General features: G+C 68.9%; 14 protein-coding genes and 1 pseudogene. 5 read left to right on the top strand and 10 right to left on the bottom strand.

The annotated features are described in order from the left end of the window. Nucleotides 1-142 precede the first annotated feature (142 nt). Both FRCN3DRAFT_RS54000 and FRCN3DRAFT_RS44175 read left to right on the top strand, forming a co-directional pair. A pseudogene (locus FRCN3DRAFT_RS54000) lies at nt 143-689 on the top strand (IS5 family transposase); the annotation flags it as partial. A 152-nt stretch (nt 690-841) separates the two neighbouring features. After that, nucleotides 842-4,816, top strand: a complete 3,975-nt coding sequence (locus FRCN3DRAFT_RS44175) for a CHAT domain-containing protein (protein WP_007513563.1) — start codon at nt 842-844, stop codon at nt 4,814-4,816. A gap of 91 nt (nt 4,817-4,907) precedes the next feature. Here the strand turns inward: FRCN3DRAFT_RS44175 and FRCN3DRAFT_RS0212345 are convergent, their stop codons facing one another. From FRCN3DRAFT_RS0212345 to fxsT, 6 genes are all read right to left on the bottom strand, one after another. Continuing rightward, nucleotides 4,908-8,582: a CHAT domain-containing protein gene (locus FRCN3DRAFT_RS0212345; protein ID WP_007513565.1), complete on the bottom strand. Its 3,675-nt coding sequence runs from the start codon at nt 8,580-8,582 to the stop codon at nt 4,908-4,910. After that, entirely contained in the window at nt 8,579-10,528 is a 1,950-nt protein-coding gene (locus FRCN3DRAFT_RS0212340; RefSeq protein WP_007513568.1) for a hypothetical protein, read from the bottom strand. Before FRCN3DRAFT_RS0212340 ends, FRCN3DRAFT_RS0212345 begins: the two co-directional genes overlap by 4 nt. Further along, complete coding sequence (locus FRCN3DRAFT_RS0212335) at nt 10,512-11,624, bottom strand: PDZ domain-containing protein (RefSeq protein WP_007513570.1); 1,113 nt, start codon at nt 11,622-11,624, stop codon at nt 10,512-10,514. The genes FRCN3DRAFT_RS0212340 and FRCN3DRAFT_RS0212335 overlap by 17 nt, the downstream gene beginning before the upstream one ends. Before the next feature lie 380 nt (nt 11,625-12,004). Beyond that, nucleotides 12,005-12,352 carry a CATRA system-associated protein gene (locus tag FRCN3DRAFT_RS0212330; protein ID WP_027140502.1) on the bottom strand — a complete coding sequence of 116 codons (348 nt, stop codon included), beginning with the start codon at nt 12,350-12,352 and terminating at the stop codon, nt 12,005-12,007. A 71-nt stretch (nt 12,353-12,423) separates the two neighbouring features. Next, complete coding sequence (locus FRCN3DRAFT_RS0212325) at nt 12,424-13,956, bottom strand: CATRA conflict system CASPASE/TPR repeat-associated protein (protein ID WP_232794021.1); 1,533 nt, start codon at nt 13,954-13,956, stop codon at nt 12,424-12,426. Nucleotides 13,957-14,664: 708 nt separating this feature from the next. Beyond that, the gene (gene fxsT / locus FRCN3DRAFT_RS44170; protein ID WP_007513575.1) at nt 14,665-17,511 is read right to left on the bottom strand and encodes an FxSxx-COOH system tetratricopeptide repeat protein; all 2,847 of its coding nucleotides are present in this window, start codon (nt 17,509-17,511) and stop codon (nt 14,665-14,667) included. Between the two features lie 1,436 nt (nt 17,512-18,947). Here fxsT and FRCN3DRAFT_RS0212310 point away from each other — a divergent pair. Continuing rightward, on the top strand, nt 18,948-20,351 hold the full coding sequence (locus FRCN3DRAFT_RS0212310; RefSeq protein WP_232794020.1) for a tyrosine-type recombinase/integrase: 1,404 nt from the start codon (nt 18,948-18,950) through the stop codon (nt 20,349-20,351). Between the two features lie 20 nt (nt 20,352-20,371). Here FRCN3DRAFT_RS0212310 and FRCN3DRAFT_RS0212305 read toward each other — a convergent pair whose 3' ends face one another. Together FRCN3DRAFT_RS0212305 and ald are read right to left on the bottom strand one after the other, a co-directional pair. After that, complete coding sequence (locus tag FRCN3DRAFT_RS0212305; RefSeq protein WP_007513578.1) at nt 20,372-21,523, bottom strand: acyl-CoA dehydrogenase family protein; 1,152 nt, start codon at nt 21,521-21,523, stop codon at nt 20,372-20,374. Nucleotides 21,524-21,738: 215 nt separating this feature from the next. Beyond that, complete coding sequence (ald, locus tag FRCN3DRAFT_RS0212300; protein ID WP_007513581.1) at nt 21,739-22,863, bottom strand: alanine dehydrogenase; 1,125 nt, start codon at nt 22,861-22,863, stop codon at nt 21,739-21,741. 216 nt (nt 22,864-23,079) lie between these two features. Here ald and FRCN3DRAFT_RS0212295 point away from each other — a divergent pair, with 216 nt between their 5' ends. Further along, complete coding sequence (locus tag FRCN3DRAFT_RS0212295) at nt 23,080-24,468, top strand: aspartate aminotransferase family protein (RefSeq protein ID WP_007513583.1); 1,389 nt, start codon at nt 23,080-23,082, stop codon at nt 24,466-24,468. Between the two features lie 42 nt (nt 24,469-24,510). On the opposite strand, the gene FRCN3DRAFT_RS0212290 is transcribed toward FRCN3DRAFT_RS0212295, so the two are convergent. Further along, entirely contained in the window at nt 24,511-25,014 is a 504-nt protein-coding gene (locus FRCN3DRAFT_RS0212290; RefSeq protein ID WP_035924698.1) for a MarR family winged helix-turn-helix transcriptional regulator, read from the bottom strand. A 53-nt stretch (nt 25,015-25,067) separates the two neighbouring features. Here FRCN3DRAFT_RS0212290 and FRCN3DRAFT_RS44165 point away from each other — a divergent pair, with 53 nt between their 5' ends. Further along, nucleotides 25,068-26,456 (top strand): multidrug effflux MFS transporter, encoded by a 1,389-nt coding sequence (locus FRCN3DRAFT_RS44165; protein WP_007513588.1) that lies wholly within the window; start codon nt 25,068-25,070, stop codon nt 26,454-26,456. Nucleotides 26,457-26,673: 217 nt separating this feature from the next. Here FRCN3DRAFT_RS44165 and FRCN3DRAFT_RS53995 read toward each other — a convergent pair whose 3' ends face one another. Beyond that, the gene (locus FRCN3DRAFT_RS53995; RefSeq protein ID WP_157845205.1) at nt 26,674-26,883 is read right to left on the bottom strand and encodes a hypothetical protein; all 210 of its coding nucleotides are present in this window, start codon (nt 26,881-26,883) and stop codon (nt 26,674-26,676) included. Between the last annotated feature and the right edge of the window lie 32 nt (nt 26,884-26,915).

The following is a 26,915-nucleotide window of genomic DNA, read 5'->3' as shown; positions in this document are numbered from 1 at the left end:
TATCCCGCGGAGAGTCGCAGGTAGCCCCAATGGGCGTTTCTTGGGCTAGCCGGAGGACCAGTTGCGCCGTTGCGAACCATCGAGTCGGCGACCTCGACGCCGGGGCGGGTATGGCCAGTGGACGCGCACCACCTCCCTGTGCCTCAATGCCGCGGGCCGCCTCGACCTGCACCGGGCGCTGGTGGACTCCTCCCATGTGCACGCCTTCAAAGGGGGACCGCGACGGTCCGAGCCCGGTCAACCGCGGCCACCTCGGCTCCAAACACCACCTGATCGTCGACGCCGGCAGGACACCGCTGGCGGTGTCCATCACCGGCGAGCACGGCAGCGACGTCACCCAGCTGATCCCGCTGATCGAGGCGATCCCGCCCATCCGGGGCCGCCCCGGCCGGCCCCGACACCGTCCGCGCTGTCTGCTCGCCGACTGGGGCTACGACCACGACGCCTACCGCCGCAAGCTCACCTGCTGGCAGATCACGCCGATCATCGCCCGCCGACGAGCGCCACACGGCTCCGGCCTGGCCCGGCAACGCTGGCCCGTGGAACGCACCATCGACTGGCTGCACCAGTTCCGCCGGCTGCGCACTCGGTGAGAACGCCGCGCCGACATCCACCAGGTACTACTCACCCTCGCCTGCACGATCATCTGCCTACGCCGCCTAAAAAGCTCACTCCGAAACCGGCGCTAAGCCACTCGGAGCCTGTACAGCTATGCTTTTGAGCGTCGCCGCGTGACCAAATGGCGCTAAGCTCGTTCGGGGTCGTTCGCCGTGGGGCCGGCGTCCTGTACGCACGGAATCTGGCGCATGAACCATCGGCTAGACAGCAAACGGGGGACATTGTGAGCGCACCAGCAGGCTGGCCCGACCAGGCCACCTTCCTCATCAGTCAACTCGCCGGCCTGCGGACTCAGTTCGCCCAGTCCGACGGCGTCGACGACCTGGACGCCCTGATAGACGCGGCGAACGCGGCGATGGCTGTCACGCCGACAGGCCACCCTGGTCGCGGCCAAGTGCTCTCCACTCTTGCCCATTTCTCCCACGTACGCTACGAGCGGACCGGCGACACCGCCGATCTGGACGCCTCGGTCGCGTTCTCAGTGCAGACCGGGCTCCATTCGGTAGCCGGGCTTCCGGTGGACCATCCGGACCGGATCGCCGTGCTGGCCAGCCTCGAAAATCTCATCAGGCTGGACGCAGAGTCGAAATCGACGGCAGTCATGGACGCCTGCCTGCGGGTGGAGACCGACGGTCTGGCCGGCGTCGATGCGGCTCTTACCGCCGCCGTGACGGCGATGACGGCGTTGCCGGTCGACCATCCCGGCCGGACGATTCTGCTGGCCGGTTTGGCTCCGGGAATGCGGGCACGCTACCTGTACGCGGGCGACTTTGCCGACCTCAACGTTGCGGTGGAGGCCGCCAATACAGCGATAGCGTTATTGCCGGTAGACAGTCCAAGCTACGCCGGCACGGCGACCGAACTTCATAACGCCCTATTGCTGAGATCCCAGGTGACCGGTGACGCGGAAGATCTGGGAAGGGCGCTGAACGCCGCCTGGAAGGCACTCGAAGTAACGCCGGATGACGAGAGCGGTGCACTCTGGCTAAGTATTAGCTCCACTCTCGCGATGCGCTCTCGGAGTACCGGAGACCTCACCGACCTCAATTATGCGGTGGACGCCGGCTTGCAGGCGTTCGCCAAGACACCGGAAGACGAACCTGGCTACGGTGCGACGCTGGCGGGGCTGGCGGGCATACTCGTGCTGCGCTTCCAACAGACCGGCGACCAGGACGATCTGCGCCGAGCCGTGGCAGCCGGCGAACACGCAGCCGCCGTGACACAGGAGTCCGATCCAGACTGGCCGATAGTGCTGATGAGCCTGGCCGAAACGTTGCGCTTCCAGTTCCGTGAAACCGGCACCGAGGACGTCCTCGACAGAGCAGTTGAGATCGGGTGGCAAGCCCTCCGCGCCATTCCTCGCAACCATCCGGGATGGCCTCTTCTACTCGCTGGTCAGGCCAGCGTGCTGACGTCGAGAGGCGTGCGAGCCGACGACGTAGGCGACCTCGACAGCGCGGTGGACTTGGCTCGCGAGGGGTCAGCCGCGCTGCCACCCGGCCATGCCAGTCAGCCAGAGGTGCTCCTGGCCCTCGCCGAGGCGCTGCACTACCGCTTCAGGCGAGTCGGGGACGCAGCCGACATCGACGACGCAGTAGCGGCAGCCGGTGGCGCGGCCACCGCGGCGCCGGCCACTCACGCCGAGTACGCGACCGTGCAAGCCAGCTTGGGCGAGATGCTCATGACCAGGTTTCAATGGACAGGCAGCGTCGCGGACCTTGAGCGCGCGGTCGATGCCGTGCGGCGGGCGGCGGAGACCCTACCGGCAAACCACCATGCACGCGCTCAAGTGAGTTCGAACCTCAATCTTGTCTTGGGGATGCGGTTTGCACGCTTCGGTAACCTCGCCGATCTAGACGCTGCGGTCGACGCCGGGTACACGGCGGTGGCCGCGACAGAGCCCGACCATCCGCAGCGCCCGTTCTGGCTGGCCAACCTCGCGAATGCTCTACTGAGTCGCTTTCGACAGGTCAACAGCCTGTCCGACCTCGACGCCGCGATAGCGGCCAGCGACCAGTCGCTCGCCAGCCTGCCCGCGGAGCACCCCAGCCGCGTCCTGGTATTGGTCAACCTGACTCAAGCACTAGTCAGTCGATACGAACGTACCGCCCAAGCGGTAGACATCGACGCGGCGATCGACGCCGGCCGGGCCGCACTAGTCGGAATACCGGACGACCATCCCGAGCGCCCCAAGGTGCTGGCCGCCCTGTCCGCGGCGTTGACCACTCGGTTCCATGAGTCTGCCGATGCGGCAGACCTGGTTGCCGCGGCAGAAACTGCCCGGACTGCGGTAGCCGCGCTACCGAAAGATCACCCCGACCGGATCGTGGCGTTGACCAATCTCGGCGTCGCCCTGACCGCGAGGTTCGAACACGACCGGAACATGACGTCGTTGGACGAGGCCATTCTCGTCGACCGACAGGTGATTGCCGCCGTCCCGGCCGACCACCCCAACCGTGCCACTGCGTTGTTCAATCTCGGGTCCAACCTGGAACTACGGTTCGCGGAAACTGGCAACCAGGCGGACCTGGACGCCGCGATCGACGCGCACCGTGAGGCGGCCGGAATGGCCACCGCGTCGGCGATCATTCGGTTGTCGGCGGCGGTGGCCTGGGGGTTGGCGGCGGCAAACCGGAACCGTTGGTCAGATGCGGCTGCTGGGTTCGGCGCGGGGGTGGAGTTGACGGCGCGGGTCGCCGCGCGCGGCCTCGATCGCTCGGACCAGGAGTTCTTGCTCGGTGAATTGGGCGGTCTCGCATCGGAGGCTGCGGGGTGTTGCCTGCGCGCCGGCCTGGTCACCCGCGCGTTCGAACTGCTTGACCAGGGCCGCGGAGTGCTGCTGGGCCAGGCCCTGGACACCCGAACCGACCTCACCGCGCTGCAAGAGCGTCATCCCGACCTGGCGTCCCAGTTCGTCGCGTTGCGGGACGAGATCGACCGAGCCGACCCCGCTACGTTGGCGGGGTCGATGAGCGCTGACGGATCCTCGCTGATGGACGGTGCCGAGATGGCCCGCTGGTCGCTCGCCCTGCGACGCGAGGCAGCCGCTGGATTCGAACGAATCGTCGATGAAGTTCGATCTATGCCCGGTTTCGGGACATTTCTTCGGCCGCTGACTGTGTCGGAGCTTGCTGTCGCGGCCGAGCAAGGGCCGGTCGTCGCGGTCACCGTGTCCCAGTTCGGCGCCCACGCACTGATCCTCACAGCGGACGGAAAGATAGACGCACTGCCGTTGGAGGGCTTGACGCAAGAGGAGGTGCGCGAGCGAGTCCTCCGAATCGTCGATACGGCTGCCGGCAGCTCCGCACCGCTCGGCGAGGATCTTTCGGACACCCTGGACTGGCTCTGGGACGTGATCGCGGGTCCAGTACTGGAGCGGCTCGGGATCACCGATCCACCTCAGGACGGCGAGCCGTGGCCGCGGGTGTGGTGGTGTCTGTCCGGCCTACTGTCATTCCTGCCGGTGCACGCGGCCGGACGCCACGCTACGCAGCATGGACCGAGCTCGGAAGCGGTGATCGACCGGGCGGTCTCCTCGTACACCCCCACCGTTCGGGTCTTGGCCGAGACTCGTCGTGCTGGCCGAACCAGCCGTGCCAGTGCTGCGCGCCTCGACGAAGGCGAGGCGCTGGTGGTGGCCATGCCTGAAACCCCCGGCGCGTCGTCGTTGCCGGGCACCGGAGCCGAGGCCGACTTGGTCGGCCAGCATTTCCGCGGCCGCCTTCGTGTCCTCGTCGGTGCGAGAGCCACGCGGGACGCGGTTCTGACTGCGCTTACGAGCGCGCGGTGGGCGCACTTTGCCTGCCACGGCCACACCGACATCGCGGACCCGTCGGCTAGTCGGCTACTGCTCGCCGACCACGAGACGCGACCACTCACCGTCGTGGACCTCGCCCGACTGCGCCTCGCGGCGCCGGAGCTCGCGTTCCTGTCAGCCTGCTCGACAGCTCGGCCAGGCGACAGGCTCGCCGACGAGGCGATCCACCTAGCCTCGGCGTGCCAGCTCGCTGGTTACCGGCACGTCATCGCCACGCTGTGGCCGATCGCCGACACACCGGTCGTGGCAGACGAGATCTACGAGGCCATCGCGATGACGAGTGACATCGGGGCGGCCGTTCACACCGTGACCCGCCGGATGCGCGACAGCCTCCGCGACCGGCCGTCAGCCTGGGCAGCGCACATCCACACTGGCGCATAGACATCCCACGGCTCTAACAGTCAAGGGGCGATCTTCTGGCTTGTGGTCGGCACCGTGCTCAGGGGACGTGAGAGTCGGGGCGCAGGAGAGGTCAGGCGCCAGCGTGGATGTGAGCTGCCCACGCGGTTGGTCGATTCCGGTGGGCCTCCCGTAGCGCGCGTGTTGCTTGGTGGACCGCCGCGGCCATTTCGGCACCGGCTTCGAGTGCGGCGTAGACGTGATCAGCGACGCTGGCGGAGATCTGGTCGTTAATAGGCCAGAGCGTCCCGACCACGTTCCGGTAGCCGACCAGTTGGAGTGCCGTGACCAGGTGAATTGCCTCGTCGGGTGTCCGGCCGCCAGGCAAGGCGGTCGAGCAGGCCGAGAGGAATGCCAGATCTGCGTCGAGTCGGAGCCGGGTCAGGTCGAGCACGGTGAGGGCGTGGTCGTTCAGCAAGAGTCCGCTGCTCGACGGATCGCCGAGGTCGAACGAACCGTGGCAGGCGAAATGCGCCCACCGCGCTGACGGCAGCGCGGCGAGCACTGCTTCGCGGGTGGCGTCGGTGTCGGCGAACAGCTTGACCTGGCCTGGGAACCGCTTTGCCAGCGCCGCTGCCTCACGTGCCGCGGAGGGCAGTTCGGCGCGGTGAGGGGTGTGTTGCATCGCGACGACGACCAGCCGCCCGCCTTTCCTGGCCGCGGCCCGCTGTGAGCCGGACTGTTGAGGTCGGGCGGCATGGCCCAATGCTCGAATGGTTGGAACGTAGGAGGAGATAGCCCGGTCGAGCAGAGTCGCCGAGGACGGCACGGAGCGGGTCCCGTGGAGGCCGGCAGCGTGCAGCGGTAGGAATGACAGCAGGCCCGAAGCGCACCAGCGCAGCCGCGGCCAAGGGCGATCCGGCGGCGGCGGGGCGGCAATGCCGAGCCGGTCGAGGACGGGGTACACGATCTCCGTCCACAGCCAGCTCAGCGTGTCGGAGAGCTGCTCCTCGGCCGCCGCCCGGTCTAGAGACCGGGTGGCACCGCGCGGCCCGTCGATCAGTGCGGACGCGCGCCGCAGAACCTCGTCGGGGTTGACGTTCGGCAGCTCGACCGGTTCCGGCGGACTCCCGTTCTTCAAGATCAGAGCGTACGAACCGAGTTCCGACACCATGACAACGATCAGCGGGTGGTCTCCGACCGCCGACAGCAGGTCGGTGAGCGACGGCGGCCTGAGGAAGCGTGCGAACCCCGCCGTCCGGCGGATTTCCGCAAGTACCTTCTCGAACACGTCGGCTGCCTGCCGCCGGCGGTCGGCATCCGCGCGGCGTGACGCGGTGCTGGTGACCGGGGCACGGCTCGGGTCGAGCGCGTCGCGTGCGGTGGCGAAACGTTCAGCCAAGGCCGGCGAATGTTCGGCCAGCGCAGTGAGATCGGTCTGGAGGTCCAGCGCCTGACCGAGAATGATGCCGCGGCTGTGTTCCCACAGTTCGACAGCCCGGTCAGGGCGGCCCGCCCGCAGGCACACAGCTGCGGCGTCCGAGGCGATGCCGGTGAGCCAGGAGAGCTGGTGTTCCTGGTCGGTTTGGTGGAGGCCGCGACCCGCGACATATGTCAACAGGTCCACCGCGGCCTCGTAGGCCGCCATCGCCTCCGGCCAGCGTCCGACGCTGGCGGCCGTCGAGGCCCAGTGTCGCGCGGCGAACGCACGTACCCGGGGCGAGGCCACATCCGACTCGACGGCGCGGCGACCTGCGTCGATCGCCGCTTCGAGGTCCTCCTGGTCACCGCCGCGTTCGAAGCGAGTTCGCAATGCGGTAGCCAGAATGTGCAAATAGTTGGAGCGGGCCGGGTTGTCTGGCGCCGTGACGTTGACCGCAGCGGAGCCGGAGACGATGGCCGCGTCGAGGTCGTCCGCCTCCCAAGTGAACCGGAACCGCCTCAGCAGGACATTGCAGAGGTCACTCTGGTATGAGGCACGGGCGGTGCGACCCGCCGGGGCGGCCGCGATCGCCGACCGGACAACTGCGGCTGCCTCATCGATGTCGGGCAGCTGCTCCGTTCGGTGGAAGCGGGCCAGCAGGACGTCACCGACGAGAGCCAGACATCGGGCGCGGTTCTCGTGCCCGTCCGGCGTGGCATTGACCGCTGCACGCGCAGCGTCGATCGCCTCGTCAAGGTCGGTGAGACGGCCGGTCCGACCGAACCGTGAACGCAGGGATCCCGCGAGATTGGACCGGTATCCGGCCGCGGCCGGCTGGTCAGGCGGCGTCGCGTAGACCGCCTCGCGGAACGCGTCGACCGCTTCATCGAGGTCGGTCCCGTCCCCGGTCCGATTGAAGCGGGCATTGAGACTGCCAGCGAGGTTCGAGAGTTGGCGAGGGCGGTCGGGATGGCCGTCCGGGGTCTCGGTGACCGAGGCACGTCCGATAGCGACGGCCTCTTCAAGATCTAAAAGATTCCCTGTCCGTTCAGCGCGCACCCGCAGGCTGGCGCCGAAGTTGGTGAGGAATCCGAGCCGCCGGGCGTCGCCGGCCACCGTCGTGGCCACGCAACTGCGACCAGCCGCCACGGCGGCGTCGAGGTCGTCGGTGTTCCCGCTGCGCTCGTAGCGCTCGCGCAGTGCCGCGCCGAGATTCGCCAGGTACCCGCCTCGCGACGGATGCCCGTCGGCGATGTCCTCAAGAGCCTGCTCAGCGGCATCGATCGCACCGTCCAGATCGTCGGGATCGCCGATGACCTCAAACCGTGCGCGCAGTGCGACGCCGAGGTTCGTCAAGGCAGTGCGACGGCCGGGCCCCGCAGGGTCGATGGCCTTGACCGCCTGTGCGGCCGCGACAATGGCGTCGTCGAGATCGACAAGGTTTCCCGTTCGCTCGTGGCGGTTGCGCAACGCCATCGACAGATTGGACAGTCCGCCGGTCCAGCTGGGCCCGCCAACGGGGGCGGCCGCGACGGCGTTCCTGAGCGTGCTGATCGCGAGTTCGAGGTCGTCGGCCACGCCGGTGCGACGATGGCGAGCCAACACAGCGAGGCCCAGTTCGGACAGGTGCCAGTGCCGATTCGGGTCGTTGGCCGGCGCCGTTGCTACTGCCTGTCCGGCCGCGTCAACCGCCACAGCGATGTCGATTGTGCTGCCCGTCATCTCGTATCGCCTGACGGCTATGGCGGCGAGGTGGGACAGGTGACTCGATCGATCGGCGTGCCCCGGTGGTGCGGCCGCCACAGCCTGATGCGCGGCGTCGACCGCCGCGTCGAGGTCGGCGAGGTTCCCTGTTCGGAAGTGGTGAGTCGATAGTGCCGTCCTAAGATTTGTCAGGTAATCGAGCCGGTTCGGATCCGCTTGGGCCGTGCGGTGCAGCGCCCTCCGTAGCAGCTGGATGGCGGTGTCCAGAGATTCGACTCCTCCATCGCGCAGCGATTCCTGCAGTAGCGAGGCCGCCTGGAACGCCCATGCCGCAGGCCCGTCCGGCGGGATGGACCGGCTGTCGTCGAGGACCTTCCGGATCGGGTCCGGAACGAGGTGCGGGCGGGTGGGGTAAACGTGCGAGAACACGGCGACCGCGCCGGCGAAGGTGGACTCGTCGGCGCCCGCACCAGCCAGGAGATGCCTGTGCCACATCACCTGCCCGACGGCGTGCATCAAGGGCACGTCGATCCTCGGATCAGGCACCGACTTCAGCAGGGCGGTGACCTCGACGCCCACCATCGGGTCAAGTAGCCGTGCCGGGTCGTGGTCGGCGACGAACCGGGCCAGCCGTTCTTCCAGTCGCCCGAGAAGCTCGTCGCGCCTTCCGGCCGCGGTCACGCCGACCGTGTCTCGGCGCCGGCCCGCCTGGTGGGTTCCGGAGCTCGTCGCGGTGCGAGTGAAGTTTGCAATAGGACGAGGTGCGCCAGCCAGACCGGCGCGACGACGCTCACCGCGACCTGGCTGGCGACTTCGGAGAACCGGTCCGTGGCGAACACACCGCTGACGCCTCCATGGTCGAGCAACAGCAATCCCAGTCCGAGGAACGCGATGGCCGCGAAGGCGCAGATGCGGCGGAACTGGGTGGGCCCGTCCTCGATCTCATTAAGTTCGCCGGCGTTGAAGACGAAACGCCAAAGTACGGTCGCTGCGAGTACCGCGGACGACGGCAGCGAGTCGTACTGCCACATGAGGTATGACCAGGCTCCGAGGAGAGCGAAGGATGCGACAGCGAGCCGCGCGGCGTGAGCTCCGGCATCGGCGCGCAGCCGTAGCGCGACCAGCATGGCGGGGGCGGCGAAGGCACCCAGTATCCACGCGGTGGCTGGTCGGGCCGCCGCGTTCATGATCGGTATGAACGCCAACGCGATCACGGCGACGCGAACCAGCAACCAGAAAGTGGGCGTCAGGATCGACGGTTGTCGGTGTTCTGACAGCCGAATGGTGGCAGCTAGAACGGCGAGAACGACGGCGAGAGCGAGGGACCACTGTACGACCTGCCACATGCCATGGCCGAAGACTCCGCCGGGCGTCACCGAAGGTACCTGCATGTGGCCGGGTTCGCGCCAGAAATAGACATAGTGCAGGGCGTCGGACGGCAGGCGGAACGGCGCCTCCAGCCCGCGCCACAGGTCCAACCCAAGAGGTACCGCCACCGGGGCCGCGAGGACCAACAGCACCAGCGCGATGGGGGAAGTGGCCTGCCAGGCGGCCGACACGTTCCAGCGTGTTCCAGCGTTGCGCGGCGACGGGATCGCCGCGAGTCGCGGCGTGAGACCCGCGGTCGCGTAGACCACGACACCGATCACCGCAGCGGCCCCGAGCAGTAGCGAGAGCGGCACGTGGGTCGCAGCGGCGGCGACGCAGGCCCCGAAGGTCGCGGCGCCGGCGAGTACGCGGGTGCCACCAGGTCCGCCTCCGCCGCCTTCTCGGGTGCTGCCCCTGCTAGCGACCGTGTCCACCAGCCGCCGGAGGCCAAAAGGGCCCGACAGCAGCAAGCAGGCACGCGCCGACTCCATGCCCTCCCACACTCCGACGAGCAGCGGCAGAAATGCCAGCCGGGCGAACGAGTTCCAGACGGCCTCGTTAAGGACATCGTTGGTGACGCCGATTCGCGAGCCGTTCGCGCCGGGTGCCGAATACCCCATCGTCGCGCCGAGAGACTCGGGCACGACGGCGCACATCGTGATGAGCAGGGCGGCGCCGATCATGGGAGCCAGGAGGTAGCCGCGGCGGTGGGAAAGCGCCGTGATACTCCGCCGACCGCGGGCGCTGCTGAATCTGCGGGGGACGAGATTCGCGGCCACGACCATGAGCGGCAGGCAGAAGCTCAGGGTCGCGACGGCGAGCAGGGCCAGGCCCCAGTAGGCGGCGAGGAATCCGCCGGAGCCGGCCGAGAGATAGAATCGATGCAGGGCCGACACCTGGAGCAATTCCCGGGTCACCGCGCCGAACGGCGCCGCGCTCGTCAACCCGAGGGCGACGAGGCTGGCGCGCTCGACTGACGTGTCGGTCACGGCGCGGGCAGCCGCCCAGATCGCCGCTGTCAGGCAGGTTAGGCCCACCGCAAAGGACGCCGTCGGGACGAGGTGGTTTCCGGTTCCCCCGTCGACCCAGCCCGCACCGGTCGACAGCACGCGGACGGGCAGGGCAAGGACGGCCGCGGCGACGATACCGATCGCGAGCCCGGCACGTGCCGTACGCGTTTCGACCGGGCCAGTGAACCTGATTCTCAGGTGGCCACTGACCGACCGCCGAAGTAATGACTGGCTAACGACGTGCTCCAAGCTCGACGGTGACCGAACGGGTGGTTCCCGACAGGCTCACGACGGACAGGGTATGTGTGCTGTTGATGCTGTCGGCGCGGACCGCGGCGACGAGCGCGCTCGATGAGGGAATCGGCTCGTCGTCGTAACCGACGACGACATCGCCGGACCGCAGTCCAGAGTGCTGCGCCGGGCCTTGCGCAACGAGGCCCCCGACGAGTGCCCCGACGGCCCGACCGTCATAGGTTCCACCCAGCCGGGCCACCTCCGTCGTGACGACCGAGGCGCCGAGCGTCGCCGTGCTGGCCGTGGCGGGCGCGTGTGCGCTGCCCACCGCCAACAGCGTCGAGGCGACTCGCCCGGCCGCGACGAACCGCGTCATGGAGCCGCCGGCCACCTCGACAAAGCCGACCAGTTCACCGTCGAAGGAGGCGACCGGTGTGCCGAGTGCCGGGCCGGTCACCATTCCTTCGATCTCGCCACCGGTCGATGCCGCCTCCCGCCGGCCGAATGTCAGCACGAAGCCCGCCGACGACTGTTTCGTCGGGTCGCCGCTGACGACCAGCAGGGGTTCGTCGACGGGAACGGCCATGGCCCGGTTTGCCCAGACCAACGACGAGTCGAAGGCCGACCACGCGTCGCCCGCCACGGTCGCAGACATGACTGCGTAATGCCCCGGCTCGTCGATCTCGACCACCGTCAGCCTGGAGAATGCGCCCGCTACGCGCACGTCGAGTGGACGTTGAGCGAGTGCTACCACCGGAACGACGAACAGGGCGATGTCCGACGACGGCCTCAGGAAGTCGAGCAGCGCCGTCCCTGACACGTCGGAGCCAGCTTCCGGGGCCCAGGTCTCAAACGAGCCGGCAAACGCTCCGACAGCGACGACGTCGCGGTTTCCGTTCTCGACGGGAAAGGTCAACCCGCGCAGGTCTTGGCACACCTGCGCAAGTCCTGGTGGTGGGCCGAGCCGCTCCATTTTAGGCGGATCCGGATTTCCGCCGTTGGCGCCCCACCCGGCCAGGCTCAGCGCGGAGAAAAAACAGAACTGGGCTGCAACGGCGAGGTACGCCGACCGTCTCAGCCACGTGGCGTGTGTTCCGAACCAGCCCTGCACATCGACGCCCCCCGGCCGTCCGACAACTCGGCTTTGACCTTACCTGGTCTGTTCCCTCCCGTCCGCTCTACCCGGAGCGGCACGTCGGGCTGCGACGGGGCGGCCCGCTGTGGCGGTTCTGCCCCGCGATCCCGCATGATCGACATGCCGTCGCGATCCAGAACCGATCACGGGACCGTCCCCTGGGCGCAAGTCCGGCCGCGAAGCACCGATCATGGCGCTTCAGTTCCTCGGCGGGCAAGTGTGCTCGACACGGTCGTGAGCAGTCTGTGGACCGTGCCGGAGTCGAGATGACGCTATATGGCCCGCCGCAATGCAGGAATCGGCGGCCGACGAAATCCGTCTCGCAAAGTGTCCAGCATCTGTCGTAGTCGCGCTGGCTAGGGCTTGGTTCGGTCTGGATGACGACTGTCGGAGGGTGCGAGGCTCGCCGACGGGTCGGTGAGCGTGTGGATCAGCGTATTGAGTCGTTCTTGGATCTTGCCGGGCGCGGGCTCCACTACCGTGCCGTCGACATCGGTGACCTCCCGGGGAGGCCCGAAGAAGAGCAGGTCGTCGGCCGCTTCGGCGAAGGCGGCTGGGTTGCCCGCGCGCAGCGCCTTCCAAAGCTCGGTGAGCGTCTTGTTGACTTCGTCCCACTGCTCTGCGGACAACCGCCAGCGCCGTGCGAGGCTCAGCGTGAGCAACGCCTGCTCGCGGTTGTCAGCCGGTACCGGCGATGAACCCATGGGTGAGACGATATCCACGGCGGATGGTCGGGGTGCGTTGGGCTGCGAGGCCGGGCCCGCCGTGGTCCTGTCTAGTCGACGATGGGGATTCCAAGGCGGCGCGCGGCTGTCCGGAACATCCCGTTGTGGGGATAGCGCACGAGGGCGGCACGGACGAGCTGGCCGTGGGGGTCGCGCACCAGGCCGTTCTCAAGCTCGGTGACGTTCTTCCGCCAAGCGGTGAGTGCTCCGAGGACGCCGGTCAGTGCTTGCAGCGCGGGGCTTAGCCCAGCATCTTCCAGAACTTGGAGCGCCGCATCAGGCTGGTGGAAGACCTGCGCCAAGGCGCTAACCAGCGCATCACGATCCTCATCGGTCAGCCGACGCGGCTCCCGGGGCGCCGGGGTCGTGGACGGGGTGTCCGGTGTCGCTGCCAGCGGACCCAGTGCGACCGCCGCCAAGCCTTCGACCTCGCGCGCCGTGGCTGCCGACCGTTCGGCGTATTGCCGCTCGTCAGCGAGGCGGCAGCTGAACAGGGCGGACAGGGCCGCGTCATCGCCAAACAGGCCGACGGACGGCTCGATCGGCGCCTCAGCGTTGAGCGCTTCCCGCGCGTTGGACGCCGCGATGTCGACAGCGTGGACGAGAAGACCGATCTCAGCGGACTGCACGGCCAACGCCGCCACCGCCGCTTGCGAGCGCAGCCGCAGATCGCGCGCCCGAGCCCTACGGTCGTCTAGTCGATTCCCGTCGACACTGGGCTCAGCCAATTCGGCCAGCAGACGGGACAACTCGACGATGGTCGCGTCCAGGGCGATCCGGGTCGCCCTGACTCGGCGTCCGTCGTCCCACAACCGGGCGAGGTACCGGATCTTCGCCGTCTGCAACAGGTAGTAGCCGAAGGGCGTCATGTCAGCGGTACCCCGCGACCACAGCCAGGCGCTCAGCGCCGTGTCGCGACCGCGGGCCGCCACCGCGACAATCTGGCGCGTCACCCGTGCGTCCGGGAAGTCGGCAAACTCCCAGACGACGTGGCCCGAGCGGGTTGCGGCGCCACGGTCGGCCCAGTCGTCGGATGCCACGGCCGGCAGCGACGGCAGCAGGCGCCGCGCCACCGCGGCCGGACCGTCCAGGATACCGGTGTGCCCGAGATAGACGTAGGCCCTGCCCAGCAGAGCATCGTCCACGGCGGGCGGCGGTGGACCACCGACGGTGGCCCATCGCGCATCGAGGTAACGCCAGTCGTGTTCCTGCACCGGCGGCCCTAGGCGAACCGCCAGGCTGATCATCTCATGGTGCAGCCGCAGGAGCGCTTCACCGCGGCCAGCCTCGGGGTCCCTGCCGGCCTGCGCGGCCAACACGCTGCCCGTCGGCGGGAGGCCAGTCACAGTCTCAAGGCCCGTAAGGCTGCCAGGCAGGGTGCTCCCGGCGCTCAACTTCTTGATAGGCCGGTCCATGTGCAGCTTTGAACGGCAGGCTTCCCAGACGACCCGGAGGTATTCGTAAGCGGTCTGGGCGCCCGGTCCTCCGAGCGGAGCGAACAGGTAGACGACCAATGCCGGGTCCACAGGTCGCGCGTCTTCAGGGGGCATCTCCTGCGCCGTCGGCCTGGGACTGCTCGTCACGTCTCCAGTGAACCAGGCGGCACGGGGCAGCGGCGCCACACCAAGGTCCGCAGCCGTCGCCCCTGCGGCGTCGCTGTTATCCAATCGACGTGGCATCTCACCCGACGACCGACCGGACCACTTCCGGTGTCACGTTCGACCACCTGCGTGTCGCGGCTGTTGCGTGTCCTATCGAAATGAATTCACCATCAAGATCATTGTGGGTGCGAGGTGGGTGCGGACGCGCAAGTAGGAGCCGTCACGCACCGACACCAGGCGTTACGGGTAGACCGTGGAGACTCCTGTGGCTATTGACACCGCGGCATCACCCGGTCCACCCCGACACCGAACGACAGTTACTTTCCGTAACTCTTAATCCCCTCCGCTGGAGACCGCTTGCCGTCGTGCTCCGCCAGACCCCAGCCGATGACCAGCAGAACAATCCGACCGAGTCGGACCACGGAGGCTCAAAGCCCGGCCGCGGCCAATGCGCGGCCTCAGACGGGCTACGCTTCACCTGGATGATCATGCTGTGGTCGCCGAGAAGATCATGGTCCCGGCCGGTGCAATAGGCCTAGCCGTGGAACAGGTCGGCGAGGGAGAGCGTGAGCGGTGGCCTCGTTTGCGATCTTGTCTCGGCCATCTGGTCGGGCGGCCGACCGCCTGTACCGCCTTGCGGCGAGGACTCCGTATCAGGTGTTCGATGATCTGCAGGGACGTGGCTGGTTCTCAACGGTCTGCGGGACGGCGACCATGCTCTTGCACCTCTCGTAGAAGCTGCTCGCTTTGGTGAGTGTCTGGGTGGTCATCTCCGAGGATGCGCCGGCGACGGGTCAGGGTGTCTTCGGCCAGTGTCTGTGCTGCTTGATGTTCGCCGAGTGCGGAGAGGTCGCTGGCGAGGCTGTTCGCTGAGGTGAGGGTGTCAGGGTGGTCCTCGCCGAGGAGTCGGCGGCGCCGTGTCAGGGTGTCCTCGTTCAAGGTGTGCGCTGCTTGGAGTTGGCCGAGTGCGGCGAGGTCTGTGGCGAGGAAATGCGCTGAGGTGAGGGTGTCGGGGTGGTCGTCGCCGAGGAGTCGGCGGCGGCGAGTCAGGGTGTCCTCGTTCAAGGCGCGTGCTGCTTCTAGCTCTCCGAGCGCTGCGAGGCGGACAGCGAGGTTGTTCGCCGAGCGCAGGGTTTCGGGATGGTTATCGCCAAGGACGCGTCGTCGACGGGTCAACGTGTCCTCGGCGAGCGCGCGTGCTGCCTGTAGCTCTCCGAGCGCTGCGAGGCGGACAGCGAGGTTGTTCGCCGAGCGCAGGGTTTCGGGATGACTATCGCCGAAGACTCGGCGGCGACGTTGCAACGTGTCCTCGTCCAGGATCCGTGCCGCCTGAATCTCTCCGAGCGCGGCCAGGCGGATAGCCAGATTGGATGCGGAGGTGAGCGTTTCGGGATGGTCGTCGCCGAGGGCGCGGCGGCGGCGGGTCAAGGTGTCTTCGTCCAGCGTTCGCGCCGCCTTGAGTTCCCCGAGTGCGGCAAGCCGGATGGCAAGGCTGTTGGCGGAGCGCAGGGTGTCGGGGTCGTCTGGGCCGAGTAGGCGGTGTAGGCGGGTGTGGGTGTCTTCCGTAAGCGTCCGTGCTGCGTGTAGGTCGCCGAGCGCGGCCAGTCGGATCGACAGGCCGTGCGCCGAGCGCAGGGTTTCGGGATTGTCGTCGCCGAGGACGCGGCGGCGGCGGGTCAACGTGTCCTCGTCCAACGCCCGTGCCGCCTGGTTATCTCCGAGCGCGGCGAGATCGATGGCGACGTTGCTTGCTGAGCTCAGGGTGTCGGGATGGTCGGGGCCGAGGGCCGTGGTCCAGCGCGTCCGGGTGCGAGAGGCGAGCTGATGGGCTTGCTGGTACTGGCCGCTGCTGGAGAGGTAGCGGCATACGTCGAGCAGGAGGCGCCGGAAGCCCGGGGGTTCGGACATCTGCGGGTCGTGAAGAAGGTCGGACAGGGCGGTGACGTGCGGAGTGAGATCGGCGTAGGCGGCCCAGTGGGCTGGGATTACGGGGTCGCCGGGATGGGAGGTGGCCATCATGCGCAGGGTTCTTGTGAGCACCGATCGTCGACGGTCGGCGGGGATGGTGTCGGCGATGAGGGTGCGTACGCGACGGTGGAGGAGCAGGTGCGTTCCGGAGCGGCGCGCAAGGTCGAGTCGGGTGATGGCGTCGATGATTTCGCTGGTGGTGGCCGGGTCGGCAACGGCCAGCCCGCCGACGGAGGTGTTTGCCTCGGCGGTGGCGTGCGCGGTCAACGGGATGGGCTCGGGGGCGAGGTAGGCGAGCTGGCGGAGCAGGCCGAGCGCGGCTGGGTCGCGGTCGGCTAGCTCCACCAGCGCCGTGGTGACGGTTGACCGCAGGCCGTCTGGCTCGTTCACCTCCTGTCTGGCGGCGAGTTCGGTGAGATAGGCCGTTGGAGTAGTACCTGTGTCGGCGAGGTAGGCACCGGCTTGGGCGACCGCCAAGGGCAGGTCGCCGACGGCGACCGCGAGGCGGTCGGCGTCCGCGGCGGACAGATCCGGAACCCGCCGCCGCAGCAGCTGGACAGCCTCAGACCGAGGGAATACCTCTAGAGACAGCGTTGGCATCTGCTCTGCAACCGTGGGAAGGCGGGTAGTAAGCAGGATGTGACCCCCTGCAGGTAGATCTTCCAGCAGGTCGAGGTCCTCGACGTTGTCGTAGATCAGAAGGAAATCACCGCGGCGGCCCAGCTCGGCACCAACCCGACGTCGGACGGCTCGCGGTCCGCCGTCAGTCACCAATGCGAAGGCCACGGCGAGTTCGAGCATCCCTGCGGCTAACCCGGCAGGGTCCTCAGCATTGAGCCACCAGATCGCCGTGGGGTAGGCATCGGCATGCCGCCAGGCGTATTCCAAAGCGAGCTGGCTCTTGCCCACGCCGCCTACCCCACGTACTGCCGAGATCGCGACGCGGCCGGTACCACCGTCCTCGGACAGCCGCCCCGCCAATCGTTCCAGATGAGGCTGCCGACCCGTAAAGAACAGATTCCTCGCCGGGAGGTTCCGTACTGCGGTCAGTCCGCCTGGGAACGCTGCTGCTCCCGGGAAGGTGATCTGTCCCGTCGTCGCTTTCCGTCCCGCAGGCGCCACCCCATCCAGCAGCTTGACCCGGGCCGCAGGCTCGGTCAACCCGACCAGTTCGATCCAAATGAGCGGGTGAAACAACCGCGGCACTTCTTCGCATGTGGCGACCAGCACGGGTACAAGAAATCCGTCGGATTCCGCCGCGACGGCGAACGCCGCAAAGCGTTCCACCCGTGTCCAGGTCCGCTCAAAGTACGCCGGGCTCATCACCGCGATCATCCGCCGGGCGCCGTCCAACGCCCGCTCCATCGCCGCGACGAAGTTCGTCCCTGCAGCCCAGTCCCACACGTCCAATTCGACGCTGTACCCGGCGTCCACCAGCGTCTTGGCGATCCACTCCGCCCAGTCCGAATCCGGACCGGCGTGCGAGACGAAAAAATCTCGCTTGGCGAACGCACCCGGCCGCGGGACAGAGCTGATCGGCACCGCCGGCACCCCCGTGCGCAAGGCCATACCCACACAGTCTGACAGCAAGGCCCCAGAACGTCACCAACCCGATCGCACATCGGACGGAGTCCGACAGCCAAGCCTGCGCTTTCCTAAACAGCCGGACATATCGGCACATTCAGAGCAAAACGCGAGAGCCCGCGGCCGCACAGCTTGGTCTGTCCTCGCGCCCACGGCGTCATGGCACGAGCGGTCGCCGCTGCGCTGACCGCGCCGGAGCCGGTTCGCCTAGTTGTCACAGGGCGAGGTAGTCGGGCGGTCCGCAGGGCCGGATCGGACAGCTGGTCAACGGCCTTGAGGCACCGATGCCGGAAACTACAGGCCGCCAGCGCGTGGAATATCCACTACGATTTCGAGCGTCTGCAGCATGGCGGACGGTAACCCTCAGTGACGTCGGCGCGATGTGTCAACACGATGCTCGGCCGGTGACAAACCTGTGACGACCTGCGGCACAGACGACGGTACGAACCGACACCGGCCGGCACGAGCAAGGATCGAGCGAGCCTGTTCCACAGCCAATCACCAGACACCGCAGCACAAATCGGCAGCAGCCGGAAGCCTGCGTCAGCCGACGGCAGTAGCCCAGCCGGTCAGGGCAGAAGACTCATAATCCTCCGGTCGTGGGGTCGGCTTTCGCGCTCCAGCACCATCGGGACTGCATCGACCGTGGCGGAGATGCCATCCGCGGTGCGGGTGCGGATGTCGTCCCGGCCTGGGGTCTGATGCATTGGTCCGGCGCGGTGTCACCAGCGATGTAGTTCACGGTGACAGCGGGGATGCCATGACCGCCGACGGTCCAACGCTATGCATACCTCACCGCACCGGGCGGACAAGACTTCCCTCGGAGCGCCGCCATCCACCGCCCCGGCGAACGGGCACGGCCAACCGGCGCACCGGACACCACCAACCCCGGGAAGCAGATCGGCCCCTTTCGCAGCTCCGGTAGGACCTGAACAGCGCCACCAAGACCAGCAGCGGCAGCCGAGTAGACCAACGCGGAACAGCCGGGCCATCAAAGCGACACCCCGCACCGACCAGCGGATCCTGCTCACCCTCGACCAGGTCCTCACCGAACTCGGCGGACCCGACGGCCCACTGCCACGATCGACCTGGCACGCCTGGCAACGCAAAGGCACCGGCCCCAAGACCATCAAACTGCCCAACGGGCAGACCCGGGTCGCCCGTGACGACCTGAACACCTGGCTCGACGGCCTCACCCGAGACCCAGCCACATGAACGCCGCCTTCGACGGAACCGGTGAGGCCGACGAGGCCCGACAGACCTCGTTCGATGTTCGGGTCTGGGCGCTACGCGAGATGAAAGGCAAGACCCGATCCAGCTGGCAAGCACGCTGGTGGGTGGCGGGGCGCCCGACCGCGAACACCCACACCTTTCCGACCAAGAGAGCAGCCGAGTCTCGGCGAGCCGAGATCTTGACCGCTGTGAACAAGGGCGAGGCGTTCGACATCGCGACCGGACTCCCCATACGCGAGGCGCTCGCTCAGCACGCCGCGGCACCACCCCCGCCGCCGCCACGAACATGGCTTGAGGTAGCCCGCAGTTTCTGTGACGCGAAATGGGACGAGCGACAGGCTCCGGGAAGTCGACGGTCGATCGCCGAGGCACTCGGCGCAGTCACAGGCGCCCTCTTCGACGCGCCCATGCCCACCGAACTCGCCGAACTCGCTCGCGAAGCCCTGTCCGGCTGGACGTTCAACACCGGTGCCCGCACCGTCACCGACCGGGCGGGCCGACGACGCGACGCCACGCCACCCGCGACGTGGTCGACAGTGATCGACTGGATGGAACGCCATAGCCGACCCATCACGGACCTCGCCGATCCCGACATCATCCGCGCAGCCAACGCGGCGCTGTCTCGACGCATGAACGGCAATCCCGCAGCCGCGAACACCATCACTCGCCGCCGCCAGGTCTTCGGCATGGCGATCAAATACGCCGTCGAGCGCGGTGATCTAGACAGCAACCCACTCGACAGCCTCGGCTGGAAGGCGCCACGCACACTGGTCGCCATCGATCGCCGCGTCGTCGTCAATCCCGCCCAGGCACACCGCCTGTTCGCCGCCGTCGCCGAACGGGCACCCGAACTCGAGGCCTTCTACGCCACGATCTACCACGCCGCCCTGCGACCCGGTGAACTCCAGGAACTACGCCTCGACCAGCTGACACTGCCTACCTCCGGCTGGGGCGAGGTACTTCTCTCCGGCAACAATCCCGAGATCTCACCCCGCTGGTCTGACACCCCGGACGCTCCCCGCCAGCCACGGGAACTCAAACACCGCGCGAAAGGCGAAACTCGACCAGTTCCGCTGAACCCACGACTCGTCGCCATCCTGCGGCGCCACCTCGACACGTTCGGCACCACCGCCGACGGACGGCTGTTCCGATCCGGCCTCGACGGACCGGTAAAGGCGAGCCGTTATCTCCCGGTCTGGCGCGACGCCCGCGCCGCCGCCCTCACCCCGGCCGAAGCGGCCTCACCACTCGCCCGCCGCCCCTACGACCTCCGCCACGCCGCGGTCTCCGGCTGGCTCAACGCCGGCGTCCCCATCACCCAGGCCGCCGAATGGGCCGGGCACTCCGTCCGCGTCCTCCTGATGGTCTACGCCAAGTGCATCGCCGGCCAGGACGAGATCGCCCGCCGGCGGATCGACGACGCCCTGGCAGCCGCCGACGACACCACCGACCAACCGGCGCCCCCAAACGAAGATCGCTCCCAGCCACAGCTCAGCCACAGACCGCCGGACACAGCCGCTCTCAACCGGACCCAGCCGGACATGAGCCCCGAGCTACCCGACGCCCCACCAGACCCCGACTGGGGCCTGTGACCTGCGGAAACAGCCCCTGATCAGGCCTTCGCCAGGTGCCGGCTGATCACCAGCCGCTGGATCTGATTGGTTCCCTCGAATATTTGCATGACCTTGGCTTCGCGCATGTAGCGCTCTACCGGGTAGTCCTTGGTGTAGCCGGCGCCGCCGAGAACCTGGACGGCGTCTTCGGTGACCTTCATCGCCGCGTCGGTGGCGACGAGTTTCGCGATGCTCGCCGCTCTGGAGAACGGCCGGCCGGCGTCGCGCAGCCGGGCCGCGGCGAGGGTCGTCGCCCTGGCCGACTCGACGTCCGCCGCCATGTCCGCGAGCAGGAAACCCAGGCCCTGGTGGTCGATGATGGGCCTGCCAAACGCCTCTCGCTCCTTGGCGTAGACAACGGCGTCGTCGAGTGCGCGCTGGGCGAGGCCCGTCGCCGCAGCCGCGATCCCGAGCCGGCCGGAGTCCAGCGCCGACAGCGCGATGGTGAGTCCCTGGCCCTCGGAGCCGATCAGCCGGCTCGCCGGCACGGCCGCGTTCTCGAAACCGATCTGGGTGGTCGGGGACGCGGTGAGACCCATCTTGCGTTCGGGCGTGTGCGGAGTCATGCCCGGGGTGTCCGCGTCGACGAGGAAGCAGGAGATCCCGCCGCGGCCTTCGCCGGTGCGGGCGAACACGGTGTAGAAGTCGGCGACGCCGCCGTGCGTCACCCAGGCCTTGGTGCCGGAAAGGACATAGTCGCCGCCGGTCTCGGTCGGCGGGGTGGCCGTGGTCTTCAGCGCCGCCGGGTCGGAGCCGGCGTGCGGCTCGGACAGGCAGTAGGCGCCGAGCAGGTCGCCGGAGAGCAGGCGCGCCAGGTGTTCCTCGCGCTGGGTGTCGGTGCCGAAGTTTGCCAGCGGATAGCAGGAGAGCGCGTGCACGCTGACGCCGACGGCGACGGACGCCGACCGGTAGGCGATCTCCTCCAGGACCTGGAGGTACACCTCGAACGGCTGCTCGCCGCCGCCGAACCTTTCCGGGTACGGCAGGCTCAGCAGCCCGGCCTGCCCGAGGGTCGTGAACACCTCGCGTGGGAAGTGCGCCTCGGCCTCGTCCCGCGCGATGCGCGGCTCGATTTCCTTGGCGCAGATGTCCGCGGCGAGCGCGACCAGCTCCCGCGCCTCGTCGGACGGCAACAGACGCTCTGCCGGCACGGCGACCACCCCTCTCGGCGACCAGCCCCCCGGACACGACTCGCGCCCGGCGGGCCGAACAGTACCAGGAGCGGTACCCGGGTACTACCTCCAGTTCTCATTCGTTGATCCACAACCGGTCGACGACCAGTCGGCGACCGGTCGCCGACAAGCTGCCGACCGGTCGCCAACCGGTCGGCGGCTTGTCGGCAGCTGGCATCGTTCGAACTCGTTCGTCAGCTTTCGGCGGCGAGCACGGCGGCGACGGGAACGCCGGGGAGGCCATGGGCCTCGGCCACCGGCGCACAGGTGACCTCGCCGGCATGGGTGTTGAGGCCGCGAGACAGGGCCGGATCGAGGCGCATGGCACCGCGCCAGCCGTGGTCGGCGAGGGCCACCGCGTAGGGCAGGGTGGCGTTCGTCAGCGCGTGGGTGGAGGTGCGCGGGACGGCGCCGGGCATGTTCGCGACGCAGTAGAAGACGGCGTCGTGCACCTTATAGGTCGGATCGTCGTGCGTCGTCGGGTGGGTGTCCTCGAAGCAGCCGCCCTGGTCGACGGAGATGTCGACGAGCACCGCGCCGGGCCTCATCCGGGCGACCATCGCGTTCGTGACCAGTTTCGGTGCCCGCGTCCCCGGGATCAGCACCGCGCCGATCACCAGGTCGGCGTCGAGCACCGCCCGCTCGATCTCGTAGGCGTTGGAGGCGACGGTGCGCACCCGGCCCTCGAAGCGGGCGTCGGCGGCACGCAGCCGGCCCAGGTCGCGGTCGAGCAGGGTCACGTCCGCGCGCAGGCCGGCCGCGATCGACGTCGCGTTGAGCCCGGCCACACCCGCACCGATGACGACGACCCTGCCCGGGTCGACACCCGGGACCCCGCCGAGCAGCACCCCACGCCCGCCGGCGGCCGCGAGCAGCGCCTGGGCGCCCACCTGCGGCGCGAGCCGGCCAGCCACCTCCGACATGGGCGCGAGCAGCGGCAGCGACCGGTCCGTGAGCTCGACGGTCTCGTAGCCGACCGCGGTGACCCGTGCGTCCAGCAGTGCCCGGGTACAGGGCAGCGACGCGGCCAGGTGCAGGTAGGTGAACAGCACCAGGCCGGGGCGCAGCCGGTGGTACTCCTCCTCGACCGGTTCCTTGACCTTGAGGACCAGGTCGCCCACGGCCCACGTCGCGTCGGCACCCTCGACGATCTTCGCGCCGGCGGCGGCGTACTCGGTATCGGTGATCATCGAGCCGGTGCCGGCGCCGGCCTCGACGAACACGTCGTGGCCGTGCCGGGTCAGCTCGTGGACGCCCGCGGGGGTGGCGGCCACCCGGTACTCGCGGTTCTTGACCTCGCGGGGAATCGCGATCCTCACAGCTGGGCTCCCTTGTAACAGCGCCACGCCGACGCGGCTCGGTTCACCAGGCCGCGGTCCGCGCGACACGGGGATGCAATGCGGGAACCGTTGCCATGTCGATCATACGCTGCGGAAACACTCGTAAGGTCACCTCTGTTCCGCGATAACCGTATGATGAGACGGATCTTATGGCGTAACGTCGGTGACCCCTGCCGGCCAGGCGGAAGGACAGCCGTGACAGCCCCGACCGACCTCACCCCCTCCACCGACTCGCTCGCCCGGTCGGCCGCGGCCCACCTGTGGCCGCACTTCACCCGACTGTCCTCGGTCACCGCCGGCGAACTGCCCGTCATCGTGCGCGGGGAAGGCCCCTATATCTGGGACGCCCAGGGCCACCGGGTGCTCGACGGGCTCGCGGGGCTCTTCGTCGTCCAGGTCGGCCACGGCCGCGCCGAGCTCGCGGAGGCCGCCCGCAAGCAGTCCGAGCAGCTGGCCTTCTTCCCGATCTGGGCGCACGCGCACCCGAGCGCCATCGAACTCGCCGAGCGGGTCGCGGGCCTCGCCCCGGGCGACCTGAACCGGATCTTCTTCACCACCGGCGGCGGCGAGGCCGTCGAGTCGGCCTGGAAGCTCGCCAAGCAGTACTTCAAGCTCGTCGGCAAGCCGCTCAAGCACAAGGTGATCAGCCGCACCACCGCCTACCACGGCACCACCCAGGGAGCGCTCGCGATCACCGGCATCCCGTCGCTCAAGCAGATGTTCGAACCGCTGGTGCCCGGCGGCTTCCGCGTCCCGAACACGAACTTCTACCGGGCACCTGAGCATGGCGATGACCTGGTCGCGTTCGGCCGTTGGGCCGCCGAGCAGATCGCCGTCGCGATCGAACAGGAGGGGCCGGACACGGTCGCGGCCGTCTTCCTGGAGCCGGTGCAGAACGCCGGTGGCTGCTTCCCGCCGCCGCCCGGGTACTTCCAGCGGGTCCGCGAGATCTGCGACGAATACGACGTGCTGCTCGTCTCCGACGAGGTGATCTGCGGCTTCGGCCGGACCGGCGCGATGTTCGGGGCGCAGCGCTACGGCTACCAGCCGGACATCATCACCTGCGCGAAGGGCCTGACCTCCGGCTACGCGCCACTCGGCGCGATGATCGTGAGCGACCGGCTCGTCGAGCCGTTCCTTCGTGGCACCGAGTCCTTCGCCCACGGCTACACCTTCGGCGGCCACCCGGTGTCGGCGGCCGTGGCGATGGCGAACCTGGACATCTTCGAGCGTGAGGACCTCGTCGGCCACGTCGACCGCAACGCCGCCGCGTTCCGCGCCACCCTGGAGAAGCTGTCCGACCTGCCGATCGTCGGCGACATCCGCGGCGACGGTTTCTTCTACGGCATCGAGCTGGTCAAGGACAAGACGACGAAGGAGAGCTTCACCGCGGACGAGTCCGAGCGGCTGCTGCGCGGGTTCCTGTCCGGCGCGCTCTACGAGGCCGGCCTGTACTGCCGTGCCGACGACCGCGGCGACCCCGTCGTCCAGCTCTCCCCGCCACTGATCTGCGAGCAGAGCCACTTCGACGAGATGGAGTCCATCCTGCACTCCGTCCTCACCGAGGCCTGGGCCAGAATCTGACGCCCGCGGCCGGGCCTCGCGGTCCGGGCCTCGCGGTGCGGGTCAGGGCGCGGCGGCGTTGGCGGCGACGCGGCCGGAGACGGTGTCGAGGAGGAGGGTGAGCGCCTCGACGACGCGGGCGCGGTCGGGGCCGAGGCCGGCGAGCAGCTCGGCCTCGATCGCGAGCTGCCGGGGGAAGATCGCGTCGACGACCGCGGCCCCGGCGGGCGAGATCGTGATCAGCGCCGCTCGCCGGTCGGTCGGGCTGGGCTGGCGTTCGACGTAGCCGCGGCCTTCGAGTCTCGCCAGCGTCTTGCTGATCGCGGCGCGGGAGCAGCGCATCCGCTCCGCGAGGCGGCGGGCGATAACGGGCTGCTCGGCGTGGCGCAGGTGGATCAGGACGTCGACCTCGGGCGCGGTGGCGGGGGCGCCGTCGTAGAGCGGCTCGAGTGCGAGGTCCCGCAGCGCCTGCACGTGCTTGAGCAGCGCGATCACCTCCATCGGGGAGGTGTCGAGGTCGGGCCGGGCGGCGGCCCACCGCTCGCGCGGGGACGAGGTGGCGGCCATCAGGCTCCCCCGGAGGATTGTTAACCGGTAGACCATATTCTACCCTTTGCGGCATGGTAATCGGCGACGACCCTCGCGCCCCCGACGCGGATGCCGCGCCGCGGAGGATTCTCCCTGTCGCGCGGTCTTCCCCGGCCAGCCCCGCCCCGGCCGGACAGGCCGGGGCCGGGCGGACCGGGCCACTCATCGTCGCGCTCGGGGCGCTGACGGCGTTCGCCCCGTTGGGTACCGACATGTACATCCCCGGGTTCCCGGACCTGGGCTCGTCGCTGCACGCGAGCGACTCGGCGGTGCAGCTGTCGATGACGACGTTCTTCGCCGGCATCGTCCTCGGGCAGCTGTTCGTCGGCCCGCTGTCCGACAAGATCGGCCGGCGCCGGCCGCTGCTCGTCGGCACGTCGCTGTTCGCGGTGCTGTCGGTGGTCTGCGCGCTGGCGCCGAACATCGCGACGCTGGACGCCGCCCGCTTCCTGCAGGGTCTCGCCGCCTCGGCCGGGATGGTGCTCAGCCGGGCCGTCGTCACCGACCGGTTCCACGGGCCCGACCTGCCACGCTACTTCGCGCTGCTGGCGATGGTGCTCGGCGTCGCGCCGGTGGTCGCCCCGCTGATCGGCAGCCTGGTGCTCACCCTGTCCGGCTGGCGGACCGTGTTCGTGGTGCTCGCGGTGATCGGCGTGCTGCTCGTCGCGACGGTGGTGTTCGCGGTGCCCGAGTCGCTGCCGCCGCGGCGCCGGCACGCGGGCGGCCTGGGCGGGACGTTCGCGTCGATGGGTCGGCTGCTGCGCCGCCGCGCGTTCGTCGGCTACGTGCTCACCAGCGCGTTCGCGACCGGCGCGATGTTCACCTACATCTCCGGATCGAGCTTCGTCTTCGAGCGCGTCTACGGGACGTCGGCGGCGATGTACAGCCTCGTGTTCGCGACGAACGCCGCGTCGATGCTCGCCGCCAACTCGCTGTTCGGCCGGCTGTCGCGCCGGGTCCGGCTGACCACGCTGCTGTCCGGGGCCGTGGCGGTGGCCGCGGGGGGCGCCGTCCTGCAGGCCCTGCTGCTGGCAACCGTCGGCGCGAGCATGGCCGGGACGTGGGTCAGCCTGGTCGTCGTCCAGGCCGGGATCGGCGGCATGTTCCCGGCGAGCATCAGCCTCGGCCAGACGCTCGGCCGGGAGAACGCCGGCGCCGCGGCCGCGCTGCAGGGTGGCACCCAGTTCGCGTTCGGCGCGGTCGCCGCCCCGCTCGTCGGCCTGTTCGGCTCCACCAGTGCCACCCCGATGGCGGTCATCATGCTGGCCGCGCTGCTGTGCTCGGTGGCGTCCCTGTTGGCGCTCGCCCGCCCATGGCGCGGTGAGGGCGACCCACGCGGCGAGGGCGGTCCGCGCGCGGCGCACGACCCGGTCCCCCACCTGACGGTGGGGCCGGTGAGAACAACCCGCGAGGCCGGATAGGCCGGCCCGCGGGATATCGCGAGCGCGACAAGCGCGAAAACGACAAAGGCCGGCAGCCTGGCTGCCGGCCTTTGTCGTCGTAGGTGCGGCCCCCCTGATGCTTCCTCAGGCCTCCGGCGGTGCGGTCGACACCATTGTCGCCGCCGGGTCCCCAGAGGATCGGTGCCGGCCGATCTTCTGGGAAACGCAGCCTGATTGCCGCGCCTTCGTCATCCGGTCAGAAGAAGACCCCGAGCCGCGGCGGGAGCGAGAAGGAACGGTCCACGGAGGAACCGGCCTCGCCTCGCCTGCCCGGCGCCATCGAGGCGACCAGCCAGTCCGGGACGTCGCCCTCGCCGCTGGTGGCGCCGTGGGCGGCGGCGTCGGAGTGGGTCAGGCCGCGGAGCACGCCACCGATCCGGGACACGGACGGAAATGAGCGCGTCATTGAGCTCCCCTGCTTTCTGTGGCTAGCCCCGC

This window comes from Pseudofrankia saprophytica, assembly GCF_000235425.2.
In the GTDB taxonomy this organism is placed as follows: Bacteria; Actinomycetota; Actinomycetes; order Frankiales; family Frankiaceae; genus Pseudofrankia; species Pseudofrankia saprophytica.
The sequence above is the reverse complement of the archived record's forward strand: the minus strand, read 5'-3'. Positions and strand labels throughout refer to the sequence as shown.